Below are 19,761 nucleotides of genomic sequence, written 5' to 3' on the forward strand. Positions count from 1 at the left end.
TTTTGACTTGGTCAATGACGAATAATTTGTGCTCAAAAGTGTGTTTTTGATACTTGATTTTTGAACAGACTTGATTGTGTGTTTTCAGAAGTGACTAATTTAATTGTTTAAATTTTAGTCAACCTATTTCAGGAAAGTACATACTTGTTTTGTGTTTTCGAAGGTTCGCATATGAATATAATTCAATAATTTTTCGGTTTTCACCCCGTTGTGCATTTACAATTCTTAGTAAATATTACAATAAGTAACGAACGTCTTCTCAAACACGTTGTTGGTCGAACAAATTTCATTTCATTTAGTTTTATTATGAAATTTGAGTTAATTTTTTTTTTTATCTTGCTGTAGTTTTTCAGTATATAAACGTTATTAATTTAGTCCTTTAAATTTCCATAAATCAAAAGTTTATAAATATTGATTTATGGAAATTTAAAGGACTAGATAAACTTTATATAAGAACGGCTAATTATACTGCTTGTAAAAGCATATTTAGCCAAAATAAAAAGGCAAGAAGGATTTACTTGCATTAAATGTGGACATATCAAAGGTTGTGAAAAGTCAGGATATAGACACCATTGTTATGGTTGTCAACACGTAGAAAGTAAATCAAAATAAAATAAACAGGCGCTAAGCATGTAGCTCAAAAACTTTAATTAATATTTTGTTTTACTATGAAAACCAAAAGGAGAATAACAAAATTGATTTTATCAAGCCGAAGCTTGATGATTTATTTGTTTATAGTAACTTTTACGTTGTTTTATGCTTGTAAAAGTGATAATGACGAGCAAACTAAAAGACCGAATATTTTATTTATAATGAGTGATGATCATGCTTATCAGGCTATTAGTGCCTATGGACATGGTTTAAACAATACTCCAAATATTGATAGAATAGCCAATGAAGGAGCTGTTTTTAATAGGGGTTTTGTTACAAATTCTATTTGTGCACCTAGTAGAGCGGTAATGTTAACAGGTAAGCACAGTCATATTAATGGAAAGGTAGATAATATTAGACCTTATAATTGGGATCAAGAAAATTTCGCAAAAGCTTTGCGGAAATCGGGTTATCAAACTGCATTGGTTGGTAAAATTCATTTAGATGGTTTGCCTCAAGGTTTTGATTATTCTAATGTGCTTCCAGGTCAAGGGCATTACTACTATCCTGATTTTATTGAGAATGGAGTTGAAAAAACATATCCAGGTTATGTTACTCAAATAACCACTGATATTGCTTTAGATTGGTTGGAAAACAAAAGAGAAAAAGACAAACCATTTTTATTGTTATATCATCAAAAAGCACCACATAGAACATGGATGCCAGAAGAAAAATATTTTCACCTGTTTGACGATATAAATTTTGAACCACCATTGAGTTTCTTTGATGATTTTAAAGGAAGACCAGCGGCTTCTAAACATGAAATGGGAATCTATAAAGACATGGATTTGGTGTATGATTTAAAAATGTTGGACAAAGAAGGTGACATCAAAACGAGATATAGAGATGCTTTTGAAACCAAGCAATACTCGAGAATGGATTCCGCTCAAAAAGCTGTATGGGATGCATACTACGATCCTATTATAGCGGACTTTAAATCTAAGAACCTACAAGGAAAAGAACTTGCTCTCTGGAAATATAATAGGTATATGAAGGATTATTTACGTACTGTACAATCTGTAGATGATGGAGTAGGTGAAGTTTTAGATTATTTAAAGGAAAATGGATTAGAAGAGAACACGATCGTTGTGTATACTTCTGATCAAGGGTTTTATTTAGGAGAACATGGTTGGTTTGATAAACGATTTATGTATGAAGAATCTTTTAGAACACCATTATTAGTAAAATATCCCAAAGAAATTAAAGCAGGTACAGTCATAAATAATTTAGTCCAAAATTTAGATTTTGCACCAACATTTTTAGATTATGCGGGTATTGATATACCTAAACAAATACAAGGAAAGTCTTTTCGAGAATTAGTAAGTGGTGAAACGAGTGAATGGAGAGATGCTATTTATTATAGCTATTACGAATTCCCTGGAGAGCACCACGTAAAACGTCATTACGGGGTAAGAACAGATCGATATAAACTAATTCATTTTTATTATGATATTGATACCTGGGAATTATATGACTTAGATAAGGACCCTTCTGAATTGATGAATGTTTATAAGGATGCTTCCTACTCAAAAGTAAGAAAACATATGCATGAACAATTGAAGATTATTAGGAATAAATATGGTGATAGTGACAAATTGAATAAAAAACATTTAAAGCGTTTTTTAGACGAAAAGGGAATTAATAAATAACACACAATTAAGAAATGAAAAAAAGTTTCTAATTTTCACAGGAGAAAATCAATTATTTGGAAGAACCTGAAACATATTTTAGCACAAGATTGCAATGGTTTAATGAAACCAAATATACTGTGTTTATTAGTTTAGGCTTGTGTAGTTAGCTAGGAGGTATATACAAATTCAATTAAATAAAAAAGATCAAAAAGATGTTTAATAAAAATAAATTTTTACCCTTTAATAGTTTATGTGCGTTTATCTTATTAATTACTTTAGTTGGGTGTCAAAATGTAAAGAAAAATAAACAACAAAAACCCAATATTTTATTTCTATTTACCGATGATCAGCGAGCGGGTGCTATTGGAGCGTTGAATGTCTACGATGTTAAAACGCCCAATATGGACAAATTGGTTGATAATGGAACAACATTTACAAATGCTTATATATTAGGAGCAACAACAGCAGCAGTATGTTCACCAAGTAGAGCAATGCTTATGACAGGAAGGCATTATTTCAATATAGAGCCTAATGTGTATGCACAATTTGCTTTTCCTCTGGAAGAACGAGGAAAGAGTGATTTGTTAACCTTTCCTGAGTATTTTAGAGCGAATGGATATACGACGTTTGCAACAGGAAAACAACACAATGGTAAAGATTGGGTGGAACGTGGATTTAAACACGTGAAATCTGCATTCTTAGGAGGAATGACAACACATTTTGGAACTAAAGTTAAAGATTATTCTGCAGAAACTGGCTGGTCCAAACCGTATCAACAAAAAGAAAAATTTAGTAGTGAAGTGTTTGCAGATGCAGCTATAGGTTTTTTAGAATCCTATAAAGGTGAAAATCCGTTTTTAATGTATGTTGCTTTTACAGCACCGCACGATCCAAGAACAGCACCTCAGGAATTTCATGATCAATACCCAGTAAATGAAATAGAATTACCTAAAAACTTTATGCCAGAACATCCTTTTAATATTGCTGATGATAGAATTAGAGATGAAGTTTTAGCTCCTTTTCCAAGGACAGAAGCTATCATTAAAAAAGAAATTTCAGATTATTATGCAATGATAACAGCTACCGATGCTCAAATTGGTCGTGTTTTAAAGGCTCTGAAAGATTCTGGTCAAGAGAAAAATACGATAATTGTGTTAGCAGGAGATAATGGATTAGCAGTTGGGCAACATGGATTATTAGGGAAACAAAATGTTTATGAGCATAGTGTTGGTATACCCTTGGTAATATGTGGTCCGGATGTTCCAAAAAACGTAAAAACAGAAGCTTTAGCTTATTTGCATGATGTGTTTCCTACACTTTGTGGTTTAACAGGTTTAGAGATACCAAAATCTGTACAAACTATAGATTTAACCCCCGTAATTAAAGGAGAAAAACAAGAGGTAAGAAATAGTATGATGTATGCGTATAATTCTTGGCCTGGAGATATGTTAGTTAAAAGAAGAAAGCACAATCCAGGAGGTGGACACAGGGCTGTTAGAAAAGGAGATTATAAATTAATAATAAGTGCTAAACACGATGTGTTTACTTACCAATTGTTTGACGTAAAAAAGGATCCTTGGGAATTAATCAATTTAATTGATGATGAAGATTATGCAGACCTTAAAGAGGATTTAAAGATTGAATTAAAAAAATTGATCAAACAGGCTGGAGATACTGCAGATTTAGATAAAAAAGAATTTGGATTGTTTGATGATCTTGAGGCTTTCAGATTTAATTAAAATTTTTATAGAATGAAGTGTTTTAGAAGTTTTTGTTTTTTGATTTTCATAGCTGTAACAAATACAATTTTAGCTCAAGAAAAAGAATTGTCTTGGGACGAGCTTGCTAGTCAGTATGAGTGTCCAGAATGGTTTAGAGACGCTAAGTTTGGTGTTTGGTTTCATTGGGGGCCGCAGGCTGTTCCTGAACAAGGTGGAGGTTGGTATGCACGTCATATGTATATGCAAGATGTAGGTCGTCAAAAATTCGGTAAAATGGCAAATGCTTACCATTTACAAACGTATGGACACCCATCAGAATTTGGTTTTAAAGATGTTATTAATTCTTGGAAAGTAGAAAATTTTGACGCAGAAGCTTTGGTTCGATTTTCAAAGAAAAACGGAGCAAAGTATATTGTGGCATTAGCAAATCATCACGATCATTTTGATTTATTTGATTCTTCTTATCACCCTTGGAACTCAGTAAATATAGGTCCTAAAATAGATATTATAGGAGCGTTTTCTAAAGCCGCAAGAAACGAAAATTTAAAATTTGGTGTTACCTCTCATGATAATCGTCATTTAAGTTGGTGGAAACCTGCTTTTGGAGCTGATAAAGAAGGAAAGTATAAAGGAGTTCCTTATGATGGACATTTAACTAAAGAAGACGGTAAAGGTAAATGGTGGGAAGGTTTAGATCCTGCGGATTTGTATGGTCCAATTCCTGAAAAAAGAACGCCTGAAATTGTAGAAAAGATTAAAGAAAATTGGGAATTACGTCATTTAGAATTGGTAAATAAATACAAACCAGATATTTTATATTACGACGGTTTTAATTTTGCTTACGGAGAGCATGGAAAAGCTGTAAGCGCGAGAATGTATAATAACAGTTTAAAAGAAAACGGTAAAATTGAAGCTGTAATGTTGCTAAAAGCTCCTGTAGAAGGTACTGTTACCGAAGTTGAAAGTGGTGGTAGTAATACCCTTAGAGCGAAACCTTGGCAGTCAGAAATAACCTTTACAGATTGGTTTTATAAAAAAGATAAACATCTAACGCATAATGCAAGAACCATTTTAGAAATGTTGATTGAAGCGGTTAGTAAAAATGGAAATTTATTATTGAACATAGAATTAAAACCAGACGGAAGTATTCCAGGTGAGTTAGAGGTTATCATTAATAACGTAGGTGATTGGTTAAAAATAAACGGAGAGGCTATTTATAAAACTAGGCCATGGAAAGTTTATGGAGATGGTAAAAGTGTTCGTGGAGAAGTCGAAACGGGTATAATTGGTGAAATTAGAAATGCGGGTAATGATATCGCTAGAAAAACCAAAAAAGGAGAACACTACAATCAACGCACTACAGCTTCACCGTTATTTTCAGCAGATGAAGTTAGATTTACTACCAAAGGAGATGATTTTTACATTATTGTAATGAATCCAACAGAAGGCGAATTCACTATTCCTTCATTTGGGAAATCAAGTGATGTAAACCCAGGTAAATTGAAAGCTTTAACTCAGTTATATGATGGTAGAAAAATAAAATTCAAACAATCCAAAGAGAAGTTAATTATTAATATGCCTGAAGTAAATGGGAGGAGTTATCCAGTGGTACTTAAAGCAAATTTTATTAATTGAAAATATTTAATATATGAAGAAAATTGTTTTTGTTGTAGGAGTTGTTTTCATGATGATATTATCTGTCAATGCTCAAAATGAAGCGAAGGTGTATTATGTTGAGCTGATTGATGGAAAAAAAATTGAGTCAAACCCGATAAAACAAATAGAAGGGAAATCAACAAAAGAAGGAATATTAGTACGATTATATCCTGATATTACTTTTCAAACCATTGAAGGCGTTGGTGGAGCTTTTAACGAAATAGGTGGCGAAGCGCTAATGTCGTTGGATAAAGAACAGCAAAATGAAATAATGAAAAATCTATTTGGTAAAAATACCGCAAATTTTTCATTATGTAGAACAGCTATTGGAGCAAGTGATTTTGGAATAGATGCTTATAGCTATAGTGAAGTTTCTGATGATTTTAAAATGAAGAACTTTTCTGTGCAAAGGGAAGAAAAAAGTGTAATACCATACATACAACTCGCATATAAATACAACCCAGAAATGTCTTTGTTTGCATCACCTTGGAGTCCTCCAGGCTGGATGAAAGAATCGGGACTTATGGATAAGGGAGCTAGTAATCCGTCTAAAAATGTTTTAAAAGATGATTCTGAAATTTATAATGCTTATGCCTTGTATTTTTCTAAATATGTGGAAGCTTATGCAAAAGAAGGAATAGATGTAAATAGAATTGTGATACAAAATGAACAGGACCTATCTACCAAATATCCTTCGTGTAATATGCCTCCAGAGCAAATGGGAAAATTTGTTATCAACTATTTACGTCCTCGATTCAAAAAAGAGAATACAACAACAGAAATTTGGGCAGGTTCTTTTCGAACGGCAAAGCGGCTTGATGGGTTAGAATTTGTTACAAATGAGAAATGGAGAGAGGCTGTTGATGGTGTTGGAATTCAATATATCAACTCAAGACAAATAGAGAATATGCAGGCTGTTTTTCCCGAAATTAAATTTTTACATACGGAAGGAAATTGTTTTGGCGGAGAAAACAGTGTCAATCAAGCATTCTCGCGCTTTGATGAAGTTGCTTCGTATATCAATCACGGAGTCCCTAACTTCTGTTATTGGAATATGATTTTGAATGAAACAGGAACAAGTGGCTGGGGATGGAAACAAAACTGTCTGATTAATATTGATCGAGAGAACAAAACCGTCACCTACAACCCTGATTATGCTGCTATGTCTCTTTTTGGGAGATTCATGCAGGCTGGAATGAAAAGAATTGCGTCTGCTTCGTGGTACAACGGAACCATAACCTTAGCAGATGACAAGAACGTATATTTATTCATCAAGAATGATTCTGAAAGTGTTAAAACATTCGATATTTGGTTGAAAGATAATCATATTAAAGCAGTTGATATACCCGCACAAACTCTTTCGGTCGTAGTAGTAAATTACAATTAGAATAAAACAAAATATTGATAAGTAACTTAGCAAAAAAAAGGAAAATACATGATAAGCTTTAAAATGAAATTCTCTAAATTATCCATTCTGATTTTATCGGCTATATTGTCTATGAATATCAATGCCCAACAAAAGAGTTTACCTTATCAAAATCATAAATTATCGATAGATAAAAGAGTAAATGATTTGGTGTCGAGAATGACTTTGGATGAAAAAGTAGGACAGATGATGAATGACGCACCTTCAATTCCTCGGTTGAATATTCCAGCACATGAGTATTGGAATGAATGTTTACATGGAGTTGCTCGTGCAGGTAAAGCAACTGTTTTTCCTCAGGCTATTGGTTTGGCAGCTACTTGGGATACCGATTTGATTTATCGCTCAGCAGTGGTTATTTCCGATGAAGCGAGAGCGAAACATCACGAAGCTTTACGTAATAATTCTTTTGAGAGGTATGAGGGACTTACTTATTGGACTCCAAATGTAAATATTTTTCGTGATCCTCGTTGGGGACGTGGACAGGAAACCTATGGAGAAGATCCTTATTTGACAGCTCGGATGGGTGTTAATTTTGTTAAAGGGATGCAGGGTAACGATCCAAAATATTTAAAATTAGTTGCAACACCAAAGCACTTTGCTGTTCATAGTGGTCCAGAACCAGAAAGACATTTTTTTGATGCCACGACTACTAAACGAGATTTGTATGACACCTACCTGCCTGCATTTGAAGCCTGTGTTGTAGAAGGTAAAGCCTATTCTGTGATGGCGGCTTATAATAGATATATGGGGAAACCTTGTTGTGCCAGTCATGAATTATTAGATGATATTTTGCGTAACGATTGGGGATTTGAAGGATATGTGGTTTCAGATTGTAATGCGATTAGAGATATTCATGATTATCATAATTATGTAGATTCTAAAGAAGAAGCTGCCGCAGTGGCTGTTAAGGCAGGGTGCGATTTAAATTGTGGTTCACGGTATACATATTTGATAAATGCTGTTGCTATCGGAGATATTACCGAAAATGAAATTGATGTGTCTTTAAAAAGAATTTTCAAAGCACGTTTTAAGTTAGGGATGTTCGATCCTTCTGATATTGTGCCTTATGCAAGTATTCCTATGAGTGTGGTTAGTTCAAAGAAACACAGAGATTTAGCATTAGAGACTGCTCAAAAATCTATTGTTTTGCTAAAAAACAAAAACAATATTCTACCTCTTAAAAAAGATATAAAGTCTATTGCTGTTATTGGACCAAATGCAAATGAATTGGGTGTGCTTTTAGGAAACTATAACGGTTTTCCTTCTCGGTATTTTACCCCTTTAGTAGGGATCAATAATAAGGTTTCAAAAAATACAGAGCTGTATTATGAAGCAGGTTGTGAGTTGATTTCTGAAGAACCAGCAATGTCATTAATTCCTGCAAAATTTTTGAGCTTTGGAAATAAAAAAGGATTACAAGCAACATACTATAATAATCTAGATTTATCAGGAAAACCCATTGTTACAAGAGTTGAAGAAGTAATAAATTCTAATTGGAATGCAAATCCTGTTAAAGGATTAGATGAAGCTAAATTTTCAGTAGAATATACCGGAGAAATAAAAGTAGATGTTTCAGGAGAGTATGCCTTAGGTCTTCATAGTGTTAATGGTTATAAATTAATTATTGATAATAAAGTATTAATTGACAATAAGGATAAACCTAAGCGAAGTGTTTTAAAGGAAACAGTATTCCTGAAGAAAGGGAAATCATATCAAGTTTTAATTCAACACTTTCATAAAGGTTATCCTGCGAAACTAAAATTTTTATGGTCTTCACCTGATAAAACATCTTTTGAAAAGGCAATTGCATTGGCTAAAAAATCTGAAGTTGTAATTTTTGTTGGAGGTATATCTCCAGGAGTAGAAGGAGAGCAGATGCCTGTTAATTCTGTTGGGTTTAATGGTGGTGATAAAACAAATATTGAATTGCCACAGATTCAAAAAGAATTAATTAAAGCACTACACGCTACAGGTACTCCAGTTGTTTTAGTTTTGTTAAACGGAAGTGCTCTAGCTGTTAATTGGGAAAATGAAAATCTTCCAGCGATTATTGAAGCATGGTACCCCGGAGAGCTCGGTGGTAATGCTATTGCGGATGTATTGTTTGGTGATTATAACCCTTCTGGGAAATTGCCAGTTACATTTTACAAATCAGTAAAAGAATTATCTCCTTTTGTTAATTATAGTATGAAAGGTAGAACTTATAGATACTTTGAAGGAGAAGCATTGTACCCTTTTGGATATGGTCTAAGCTATACTAAATTTAGCTACGGAAAGTTAAAATTATCGAAGGTGAAAATGGAGTCAACAGATTCTTGTAGGATATCAGTAGAAGTAACCAATACAGGGGGATATGTTGGAGATGAAGTGGTGCAATTGTATATAGAAGATATTGAAAGTTCGGTAATTAGACCTCTAAAAAGTCTAAGAGGAATAAAAAGAATTACTTTAAAACCTAATGAATCACAAGTTGTACATTTTGAGATATCTCCAAAAGATCTATCGTTTTTTAATATTGAACAGCATAAAAAAGTAGTAGAACCAGGAGTTTTTGAAATTGGAATTGGTTCTGCTTCAGATGATTACAAAACAATCGAGCTAGAAATAACAAATTAAAGAAATAACAATGATCATTGTCAAACCCATTATTAAAATACAATATTCATGCTTCTTATTACTTCTATTTTTAAGTGTGTTCAGTTGTAAAAATAAGACAGAAGAAAAAAGTAAAGAAAGCAGTCCGAAAAGGCCTAATATTCTGTATATAATGCCCGATGATCATACATCACAGGCTTGGGGTTTTTATGATTTAAAAAAGTTCTAAATGAGATGCGAAATGCTTATAATGATTAAAATTATCAAGATATAATTAACAAATCAAAGCTGAAACCTTAAAGCAGCTCGAACTATTAGGAGATACAGGTTTAGAGAATAATGTAGGATTACAAATTATTGAAGATTATAGAAATAGTTAAATAGGAGACTAATAATAGATGATGCATATGAAGTTATTTATGAATGATACAAAAAGAATATCGATGTTAAACTTAAGTCTGTTTATTACCATTTTAGGTTTGGTCTCATGTGAAGAAAAAGTCGATTTGACTATAGAAAAACCGAATGTAATATTAATTATTACAGATGATCAAGGTTTTGGAGATATTGGGTATTATGGAAACCCAAATATAAAAACTCCTGTTTTAGATAGTCTTGCACGTAAAAGTGTTCGGTTTGATGAGTTTTTGGTTTCTCCAGTCTGTGCTCCTACAAGAGCCTCAATAATGACAGGCAAACATGCTATGAGTGTTGGAGTTCATGATACATATAGAGGAGGAGCTACCATGGCTGGTTCTGAAATAACGATAGCAGAATTACTTCAAAAATCGAATTATAAAACAGGCATGATTGGTAAGTGGCATTTAGGAGACAATTATCCTATGCGACCTCAAGACCAGGGTTTTGATTATACATTAAACCATTTGTCTGGTGGTATTGGTCAATACGGTGATTGGCCTAATACCTTAAAAAAAGATAGTAGTTATTTTAATCCTGTTTTATGGAAAAATGGTAAACAATATCAAAGTAAAGGCTATTGTACAGATGTTTTTACAGAAGCTGCTATAGAATTTGTTGAAGAAAACAAAAAAGATCCATTCTTTTTGTACTTGTCATTTAATGCGCCACATGCACCTTTGCAATTGCCAAAGGAATATTATGATATGTATAAAGATATAGATCCCGATGCTGGGTTTGATAAAGATGGAAGACCATTTCCGAATGTAACTCCGCATAGTAAAGAGAATGCAAGAAAGGTATATGGGATGATTTCAAATATAGATGATAATCTCGGTTTGCTTTTTCAAAAATTAAAAGAGCTTAAATTAGATGAAAATACCTTAGTCATTTTTATGACAGATAATGGCCCTCAACACCCTAGGTATGTTGGAGGAATGCGAGGAAAAAAGGGATCTGTTTTTCAAGGGGGAGTTAGGGTGCCTAGTTTTTGGTGCTTTCCAAAGAAATTTAAAAATCCTAGAGATATAATGAATCCTGCACATCATTACGACATTCTTCCAACTTTGGCAGAATTTTGTGGAGTCGAATTACCAAAATATTTAAATATAGAAGGGAGAAGTTTATTGCCATTATTAACAAACAAAACAAAAGAATTACCAGAAAAATTTATTCATAGATATTGGCATAGAAGTAGTCCTGTAAAATATAAAAATGTTTCGACTAGAAAAGGAAATTTAAAACTAGTAGGAAGAGGAAAAGACTCTATGGGTCAAGATCAATTCGAATTGTTTGATCTAAGCCAAGACCCGTATGAGCAAAATGATATTTCTGAAAAAAACAAACAAAAAACGCAAGATTTAAAAATAGAGATGGATTGTTGGTTAGACAAAATGATGGCAGAGGAACATATTATCAACTCACCTAGACCAATTATCGGAACCTCTTTTGAAAACCCTGTAATGTTAAATCAAAATGATGGCTTGTTTGTAAAAGATGAGCATCTAAAAAAAGAGTTGATTTATTGGGATGTTTTAGTAAGTAAAACAAAAACATATACGATAACTATACATTTGGATAGTCGTTTAAATACGGATGGAAAATTAGAATTAATTCTAGGAAATCAAACCAAGGTGTTAAATTTTAAAGGAAATAATCAGACATATTTAAGCATAAAAGATATTGAAATTCAAGAAGGGAAATTAACTATAATGCCTAAGATATTTATTAATAGAAACAATAAAATGCAGTATAAATATCCTTTTTATATTGAAATAGAAGGATAAAATAATATGTTTACGCAAAATTTAAATAAAGAAATGGATAAATTTAAAATTAAGAATTATCTGCAAATTTTTTGTTTTTTAGCTCTTCAAGGAGTTTATGGACAAGAAAGAATGCAATTGTTTTATCAATCACCAGCAGAAAAATGGACAGAAGCATTACCTATTGGTAACGGAAGTTTGGGAGCAATGGTTTATGGTACAGTTTCACAAGAGCATATTCAATTTAACGAAGAAACGCTTTGGAGAGGGAAACCACATGATTACGCACATAAAGGAGCGAGTAAATACCTTGCTGAAATAAGACAATTACTAGCAGATGGAAAACAAATAGAAGCTCAAGAATTAGCTAATAAAGAGTTTATGAGCGATCCATTAAGACAAATACACTATCAGCCTTTTGGAGATTTGTATATGCATTTTAATGGGCATGAAAATTATACAAACTATTCTAGATCTTTAGATTTAGAAAAGGCTATTAGTACAGTAGCTTATAACGTGGATGAGGTTGCTTTTAAGAGAGAGGTTTTTTCAAGTTATCCAGATCAGGTTATAGCTATTAATATTACTGCTAGTCAATTAAAAGCATTAAATTTTGAGGTTTGGTTGGATGCTATTCATGAACAGAAACAAGTTAAATCGGATAAAAACTCGCAAACCTTAGAAGTAAAAGTAAAGGATGGAGTGTTAAAAGGTATTTCTACCATAAAAGTAAAAACAGATGGTATTGTTAGTACTGAAAATGGAAAGCTAAAAATCATTAATGCCTCTACTGCAACTATCTATTTAGCTGCAGCAACGAATTATATAGATTTTAAAGATGTTTCTGGGCAACCTTCTCAAATTGTAACTACGACTTTAAAAAAAGTTAAAAACAAAAAATATAAAAATTTAAAAAAGAAACACGTTAAAGATTATCAATCTTTATATAATAGGTTTCAAATAGATTTTACAGATAACGGAAAATCTGCATTAGCAACGAGCGAAAGAATTTTTGAATTTTGGAAAAAGGCAGACGATCCACAATTAATAGCCTTGTATGTTCAGTACGCACGTTATTTAATGATTTCTAGTAGCAGGCCAGGAACAAAACCACCGACATTACAAGGTCTTTGGAATGATAAAATTAAACCACCATGGTTTAGTAGTTATACGACTAATATCAATTTAGAAATGAATTACTGGGCTGTAGAGGTTGCGAACCTAAGTGAATTGCACGAACCTTTATTTGATTTTATTAAAGATGTTTCGCAAACAGGTAAAATTGTAGCGAAAGAACATTATGATGCAAACGGTTGGGTGGTACATCACAACGTTGATATATGGAGAGGTGCTGCTCCAGTAAATAATGCCAATCATGGAATATGGCTTTCGGGTGGCGCATGGCTTTCTTCTCATATATGGGAACATTATTTATTTACAAAAGATGAAAAATTTTTAAAAGACAATTATTCTTTAATAAAGAATGCTGCGCTGTTTTATACAGAATTTCTTATGGAAGATCCTAAAACGGGTTATTTAATTAGTACGCCTTCTAATTCTCCAGAAATAGGAGGAATGGTTGCCGGACCTACAATGGATCATCAAATAATTAGAGCTTTATTTAAAAGTGTTGTTGAAGCTTCAGAAATTTTAGAGTTAGATAAAGAGTTCTCTGAAAAACTTCAAAAGATGATTCCTAGAATAGCTCCAAATAAAATTGGACAATTTGGGCAATTACAAGAATGGCTAGAAGATAAAGATAATCCAGAATCACATCACAGACATGTTTCTCATCTGTGGAGTGTATATCCAGGAAGTGAAATTAATTATGTGGAGACACCAGAGCTTATGAAAGCAGCCAAACAATCCTTGGAATATCGTGGGGATAATGGTACGGGATGGAGTTTGGCTTGGAAAGTGAATTTCTGGGCGCGTTTTAAAAATGGTAACAGAGCCTATAAGTTATTAGGTAATTTATTAAGTCCTGCAGAGATTCCAGATCGAAAAAATAAAGGAGGCTCTTACCCTAACTTATTCGATGCACATCCACCTTTTCAAATTGATGGAAATTTTGGCGCCGCAGCAGGAATTATAGAAATGTTAATTCAAAGTCATTTGGAGACTATAGAGTTATTACCTGCGTTACCAGATGCTTTGCCTAACGGAAGTGTTTCTGGTGTTTGCGCAAGAGGAGGATTTGAATTAAGTTTTAAATGGAAAAATTCAGCTTTACAAGAAGTTGAAGTTGTATCTAAAAAGGGAGGGATATGTAAATTAACGTATAATAATATAGATATAGTATTTGATACAAAGAGTGGTAAAAAATACAATTTTGATGCCAAGCTTCAAGCAAAATAAATTAAAACATATGAAATTTAATAATTTTTTTTTAATCAATTCAATAATTGCTTTTTTGTGTTGTACTATGTGTTTAGTAGCGCAAAAAAATTCGAGCCCTAATATTATTATCTTTTTTACTGACGATCAAGGTTATCAAGATGTTGGAGTTTTTGGCTCTCCACTAATTCAGACTCCAAATTTGGATCAAATGGCTGAAAATGGAATAAAATTTACAGATTTTTATTCTGCGTCATCAGTATGTTCACCATCAAGAGCTGCGTTATTAACGGGGTCATACCCTCCACGAGTAGGTGTGCCTAAAGTGTTGTGGCCTAATTCGCCAGGAGGTTTGTCTAATGAAGAATTGACTATTGCTGATATGTTGAAAACGAAAAATTATGCTACAGCCTGCATAGGAAAGTGGCATTTAGGGGATCAACCTGAATATTTACCATCTGCTCAGGGTTTTGATGAGTATTATGGAATTCCTTTTAGTAATGATATGTCGGTAAATCCAAATTCTAAAGTTTCTGAAAATATTGTTTTTAGAGAAGGAATGACGATTGACAGTCTTCGTCAAAAAAAATGGAGAGGGAGAAAAGTTCCATTAATGAAACAAGATGAGGTGGTAGAATACCCAGTAGATCAAACGACACTAACAAAACGCTATACAGAAAGTGCCGTAGAATTTATTACCAATAATAAAGACAAAGCCTTCTTTTTATACTTGGCGCACTCTATGCCTCATATTCCACTTTATGCATCTCCAGAATTTAAAGGAAAAAGTAAGCGTGGTTTATATGGAGATGTTATTGAAGAGATAGATTGGAGTATGGGACAAATATTAAAAACATTAGAGTCTCTAGGCTTAGACGATAATACTCTTGTCATCTTTACTTCAGACAATGGTCCATGGAAATTAGATAATGGAGAAGGCGGGAGTGCTTTGCCTTTGAGAGGATACAAATTTGAAACATTAGAAGGAGGTATGCGAGTACCGATGATTGCTCAATGGAAAGGTGAGATTAAAGCAGGAAGTGTTACAAGTGAAGTAGCCTCTACAATAGATCTTTTACCTACCATAGCCTATTTAACTGGAGCAAAAGTTTCTGAAAAACCTATCGACGGTAAAAACATTTGGAAATTACTATCAGGGTCTAATAGAGCAAAATCACCACATAATAAAGATGGATTTTATTATTACAAAGAATCAACTCTTGAAGCGGTGAGAAAAGGCGATTGGAAATTAAGAATTATTAATGAAAAAATTGCTTTGTACAATCTTAAAAATGATATATCTGAAAGTACAAATGTAGCTGATCAATATCCTAAAAAAGTAAAGAAATTACGTAAGATGATGGACGAATTTGATGCAGATTTAAAAGAAAATCAACACTAATTTTAATTAAGAAAATTTACATGATGAATTTAAGTCACATAAAAGATATAGCAAAAGGTTTAACGGTGGTTTTGATAATTACAAGCACACTAGCCTTTGTAGAAAAAAAAGATCCACCGTATAAAAACGCTAAACTACCTGTAGATGAACGTGTAAACGATTTATTGGGAAGAATGACATTGGAAGAAAAATTCTGGCAAATGTTTATGATTCCAGGAGATTTAAGCATTGGAAAAGAGAAGCTTAAGCACGGTATTTTTGGTTTCCAAATATCTTCAAAAGGAAAGAATGATAATGCTGCAGAGCAAATTATGGATTATGGTTCTACCGGTAGTGCCAAACAGATGGCAGAACAAATAAACGAAATTCAACGCTATTTTTTAGAAGAATCTCGTTTAGGAATACCTATTATTCCATTTAATGAAGCACTACATGGCTTAGCTCGTGATGGAGCTACAGTATATCCTCAAGCAATTGCCTTAGCAGCTACTTGGGATACTGCTTTAGTGGGTAATGTAGCAAAAGCAATAACTAAAGAAACTAAAACTAGAGGTATCCGTCAAATTCTTTCTCCCGTATTAAATATAGCACGAGATGTTCGTTGGGGGCGTACAGAAGAAACCTATGGAGAAGATCCTTATTTAACAACACAGATGGCGGTTTCTTTTATAAGTGCTTTTGAAAAAGAAGGTATTATCACAACACCTAAACATTTTGTTGCCAATGTTGGTGCAGGAGGTAGAGATAGTTATCCTATAAGTTATAACGAACGTTTATTAGAAGAAATATATTTTCCAGCATTTAAAGCTGTGTTTCAAAAAGCGGGAGCAAGATCTGTAATGACATCTTATAATTCTGTTGATGGTACACCTTGTACTTCTAACGAATGGTTATTACGTACAAAATTAAAAGAAGAATGGGGTTTTGATGGTTTTGTAATATCTGATGCTGGAGCAACAGGAGGTGCAAATGTATTGCATTTTACGGCGAAAGATTATGCGGAAGCAACGGAAGATGCTGTAGAAGCTGGTTTAGATGTAATGTTTCAAACCAATTATAATCACAAACCATTGTTTTGGAAAGCTTACGAAGATGGAATGGTAGATATTAAAGCCATCGATGATGCTGTAAGAAGAATATTAAAAGCAAAATTCGAATTGGGTTTATTCGAAGATCCATATGTAGATGCAGAGGAAGCTGCTTTGTGGAATGGTCATAAAGATCACAGAGAATTGGCGAGAATTGCAGCTTCTAAATCGATGGTTCTATTAAAAAACGAAAATAAGGTTTTGCCATTAAGTATATCAAAAAAAATAGCACTTATCGGTTATGATGCAAAAGCAGGACGACTAGGAGGCTACAGTGGTCCAGGAAACGATATTGTTTCTATGTATGACGGTATTATTAATAAAATAGGAAAAGAGAACGTGAACTATGCTTCGGGTGTTTCGTTTAAAGAAGAAACGCATAAAGTTATTAGTTCCGAATATTTATCTACTAGCAATAATGGTACAGTTGAAAAAGGTTTAAAGGCTGATTATTATGACAATATTACTCTTAGTGGAGAACCAAAAGTAGAACGTATTGACAAGAAAATTCAATTTGGTTGGACACTTTTTTCTCCTCATGAGGATTTACCATACGATTGGTTTTCTGTTAGATGGACAGGCAAGTTAAAAGCGCCAAAATCTGGAATGTTTAATATAGGAATAGAAGGTAACGATGGATATAGATTGTATTTGGATGGTACATTGATTATTGATAATTGGAAAAAACAATCTTATAATACATTATTAAAACCATTTGTATTTAAAGAAGGAAAATCATATGATATTAAAATAGAATTTTTTGAATCTGCAGGAAATGCAAAATTTAAATTAATATGGGATTTTGATATTGATAACAATTGGAAAAATCAAATAGCAGCTGCGGTTAAAACGGCTCAAAAAAGTGATGTTGCAATAGTGGTAGCGGGAATTCATGAAGGAGAATTTAGAGATCGTGCCTTATTGGCTTTACCTGGACATCAGGAAGCCTTAATTAAAGCCGTAGCGGCTACTGGTACACCTGTTGTAGTTGTGCTTGTTGGTGGTAGTGCTATTACTATGGCAAATTGGAAGCAAGATGTAAATGGTGTTTTAATGGCTTGGTATTCTGGTGAAAATGGTGGAAATGGTTTAGCAGATATCTTATTTGGAGATGCAAATCCAGCAGCACGATTACCAATAACTTTCCCTGTAGATGAAGCCCAGTGTCCATTGTATTATAATAACAAACCAACAGGAAGAGGAGATAATTACCATAATCTAACGGGGCAACCATTATTTCCTTTTGGATTTGGATTGAGTTATACCGATTTTGAATATTCTAATTTAAAATTCAGCAATAATAATATAGCCAAAGATGAAACGATAGAAATATCATGTACAGTAAAAAATATTGGAAAAATTGATGGAGATGAAGTGGTTCAATTGTATATCAGAGATGAGTTAGCTTCAGTAGTTAGACCTATAAAAGAGCTGAAAGGCTTTAAAAGAATATCTATAAAGGCAGGGAGCCAAGAGCAAGTAAGTTTTAAATTAGGACCAGAAGAACTCTCGATGTTAGATAAAGATTTAAAAAGATTGGTAGAGTCAGGAGATTTTAGAATAATGATCGGGGCATCTTCTAAGGATATTCGATTAAGAGGAATATTAAACGTAAAGTAATAAATTATGAAATCAATAAAATTAATAGCAATACTGTTTTTAGCTATTTGTTACGCATGTAACGAAAAACCTACCACAAAAGTAACTTGGGTAAGTTCTACTAGTACGAGTCTTTGGGAGAATAAGGTGTACAAAAAATCTCAAGAAAATAATCTTGTAGATGTGAATATTACCATCGATATCAATAAAAAACAACAAACTATTACTGGTTTTGGAGGTTGTTTTAACGAATTAGGGTGGGACGCTTTAGGTATGGTAACTCCTGAAGAAAAACAACAAATATTAAACGATTTATTTGATAAAGAAGAAGGCTGTAAATTTAATATTTGTAGAATGCCAATTGGAGCAAACGATTATGCGGTTGACTGGTACAGTCATAACGAAACTGCGGAAGATTTTGAAATGGCTAACTTTTCTATTGATAGAGATAAGAAACGTTTAATTCCTTATATTAAAGAAGCACAAAAAATAAATCCTGATATAGAGGTTTGGGCTTCTCCTTGGTGCCCGCCATCTTGGATGAAACACAGTAAACACTACGCTTGTAAATCAAACTCTAAGTTTAACGATTTGCCTTTAGAGTGGAGTTCTACAGAAGAGCTGGTTTCTCGTTTTATAATGAAACCAGAATATTTACAAGCGTATGCATTATATTTTTCGAAATTTATAAAAGCATATAGTTCTGAAGGAATAAATATCAGCTCGGTACATGTGCAAAATGAACCAAATTCTGCACAAAATTTTCCTTCTTGTGTTTGGAAGCCTCAAGATTTAGGGGTATTTATTGCAGATTATTTAGGTCCACAGTTTAAAAAAAGCAATATAGATGCTGAGATATGGTTAGGAACTGTAGAGCGTCCTCAAATTGAGCGAGTAAACGATGTTTTAGACTATAAAAACACAAAGGATTATGTAAAAGGAATTGGTTTTCAATGGGCTGGAAAAGGAGCTATTGAAGCAGTCCATGCAAAATATCCTGAGATGCAACTTATGCAAACAGAAACTGAGTGTGGTGATGGATCTAATGACTGGAAAGCTGCAGAGCATACGTTTGAACTTATGAAACATTATTTTGAAAATGGTGCAAATTCATATATGTATTGGAATATGGTTTTAGATGAAACAGGAAAAAGCCAATGGGGTTGGAAACAAAATTCTATGATTTCAATTGATAGCAAAACAAAAAAGATTGTTTATAATCCAGAGTTTTATTTAATGAAACATGTAAGTGCCTTTGTTGCTCCAGGTTCTGTGAAATTAGAAGTTGATGGAGATGATAAGGATACAATTATATTTTTCGACAATACGGCAAACGAAGTAATTGTTCTGGCTTATAATTCAAAGGATGAAGATTGTATGTTGAACTTGAATGTTGGTGATACGGCTGTAAATGCTCGTTTAACTGCTAAATCATTCAATACATTGACAATTAGTTTGTAATAATATGAGCA

Annotated in this window: 10 protein-coding genes and 1 pseudogene; all 11 read left to right on the forward strand. The window is 33.1% G+C overall.

Features of this window, described 5'->3' with window-relative positions:
- Positions 1 to 477: 477 nt before the first annotated feature.
- Positions 478 to 606, forward strand: a pseudogene (locus tag V5787_RS04580) (IS1595 family transposase); the annotation flags it as partial.
- Positions 607 to 719: 113 nt separating this feature from the next.
- Complete coding sequence (locus V5787_RS04585; protein WP_336892092.1) at positions 720 to 2,300, forward strand: sulfatase; 1,581 nt, start codon at positions 720 to 722, stop codon at positions 2,298 to 2,300.
- A gap of 194 nt (positions 2,301 to 2,494) precedes the next feature.
- The gene (locus tag V5787_RS04590; RefSeq protein ID WP_336892093.1) at positions 2,495 to 4,021 is read left to right on the forward strand and encodes a sulfatase-like hydrolase/transferase; all 1,527 of its coding nucleotides are present in this window, start codon (positions 2,495 to 2,497) and stop codon (positions 4,019 to 4,021) included.
- 12 nt (positions 4,022 to 4,033) lie between these two features.
- Positions 4,034 to 5,638 (forward strand): alpha-L-fucosidase, encoded by a 1,605-nt coding sequence (locus tag V5787_RS04595; protein ID WP_336892094.1) that lies wholly within the window; start codon positions 4,034 to 4,036, stop codon positions 5,636 to 5,638.
- 13 nt (positions 5,639 to 5,651) lie between these two features.
- A complete protein-coding gene (locus V5787_RS04600) occupies positions 5,652 to 7,046 on the forward strand; it encodes a hypothetical protein (RefSeq protein WP_336892095.1) in 1,395 nt (464 codons plus the stop codon).
- A 63-nt stretch (positions 7,047 to 7,109) separates the two neighbouring features.
- A complete protein-coding gene (locus V5787_RS04605; RefSeq protein WP_336892096.1) occupies positions 7,110 to 9,701 on the forward strand; it encodes a glycoside hydrolase family 3 C-terminal domain-containing protein in 2,592 nt (863 codons plus the stop codon).
- A 398-nt stretch (positions 9,702 to 10,099) separates the two neighbouring features.
- Entirely contained in the window at positions 10,100 to 11,884 is a 1,785-nt protein-coding gene (locus V5787_RS04610; RefSeq protein ID WP_336892097.1) for an arylsulfatase, read from the forward strand.
- 33 nt (positions 11,885 to 11,917) lie between these two features.
- A complete protein-coding gene (locus V5787_RS04615) occupies positions 11,918 to 14,221 on the forward strand; it encodes a glycoside hydrolase family 95 protein (RefSeq protein WP_336892098.1) in 2,304 nt (767 codons plus the stop codon).
- A 10-nt stretch (positions 14,222 to 14,231) separates the two neighbouring features.
- Positions 14,232 to 15,602, forward strand: a complete 1,371-nt coding sequence (locus tag V5787_RS04620; RefSeq protein ID WP_336892099.1) for a sulfatase — start codon at positions 14,232 to 14,234, stop codon at positions 15,600 to 15,602.
- 20 nt (positions 15,603 to 15,622) lie between these two features.
- Positions 15,623 to 18,310 (forward strand): glycoside hydrolase family 3 N-terminal domain-containing protein, encoded by a 2,688-nt coding sequence (locus V5787_RS04625; protein WP_336892100.1) that lies wholly within the window; start codon positions 15,623 to 15,625, stop codon positions 18,308 to 18,310.
- Positions 18,311 to 18,316: 6 nt separating this feature from the next.
- Positions 18,317 to 19,750, forward strand: a complete 1,434-nt coding sequence (locus tag V5787_RS04630) for a hypothetical protein (protein WP_336892101.1) — start codon at positions 18,317 to 18,319, stop codon at positions 19,748 to 19,750.
- Positions 19,751 to 19,761 lie beyond the last annotated feature (11 nt).

Source organism: Flavicella sp. (assembly GCF_037132785.1).
GTDB lineage: Bacteria > Bacteroidota > Bacteroidia > Flavobacteriales > Flavobacteriaceae > Flavicella.

Coding starts and splice junctions, on each gene's coding strand:
- V5787_RS04585 (WP_336892092.1), top strand. CDS start 720: ATGATTTATTTGTTTATAGTAACTTTTACGTTGTTTTATGCTTGTAAA.
- V5787_RS04590 (WP_336892093.1), top strand. CDS start 2,495: ATGTTTAATAAAAATAAATTTTTACCCTTTAATAGTTTATGTGCGTTT.
- V5787_RS04595 (WP_336892094.1), top strand. CDS start 4,034: ATGAAGTGTTTTAGAAGTTTTTGTTTTTTGATTTTCATAGCTGTAACA.
- V5787_RS04600 (WP_336892095.1), top strand. CDS start 5,652: ATGAAGAAAATTGTTTTTGTTGTAGGAGTTGTTTTCATGATGATATTA.
- V5787_RS04605 (WP_336892096.1), top strand. CDS start 7,110: ATGAAATTCTCTAAATTATCCATTCTGATTTTATCGGCTATATTGTCT.
- V5787_RS04610 (WP_336892097.1), top strand. CDS start 10,100: ATGAATGATACAAAAAGAATATCGATGTTAAACTTAAGTCTGTTTATT.
- V5787_RS04615 (WP_336892098.1), top strand. CDS start 11,918: ATGGATAAATTTAAAATTAAGAATTATCTGCAAATTTTTTGTTTTTTA.
- V5787_RS04620 (WP_336892099.1), top strand. CDS start 14,232: ATGAAATTTAATAATTTTTTTTTAATCAATTCAATAATTGCTTTTTTG.
- V5787_RS04625 (WP_336892100.1), top strand. CDS start 15,623: ATGATGAATTTAAGTCACATAAAAGATATAGCAAAAGGTTTAACGGTG.
- V5787_RS04630 (WP_336892101.1), top strand. CDS start 18,317: ATGAAATCAATAAAATTAATAGCAATACTGTTTTTAGCTATTTGTTAC.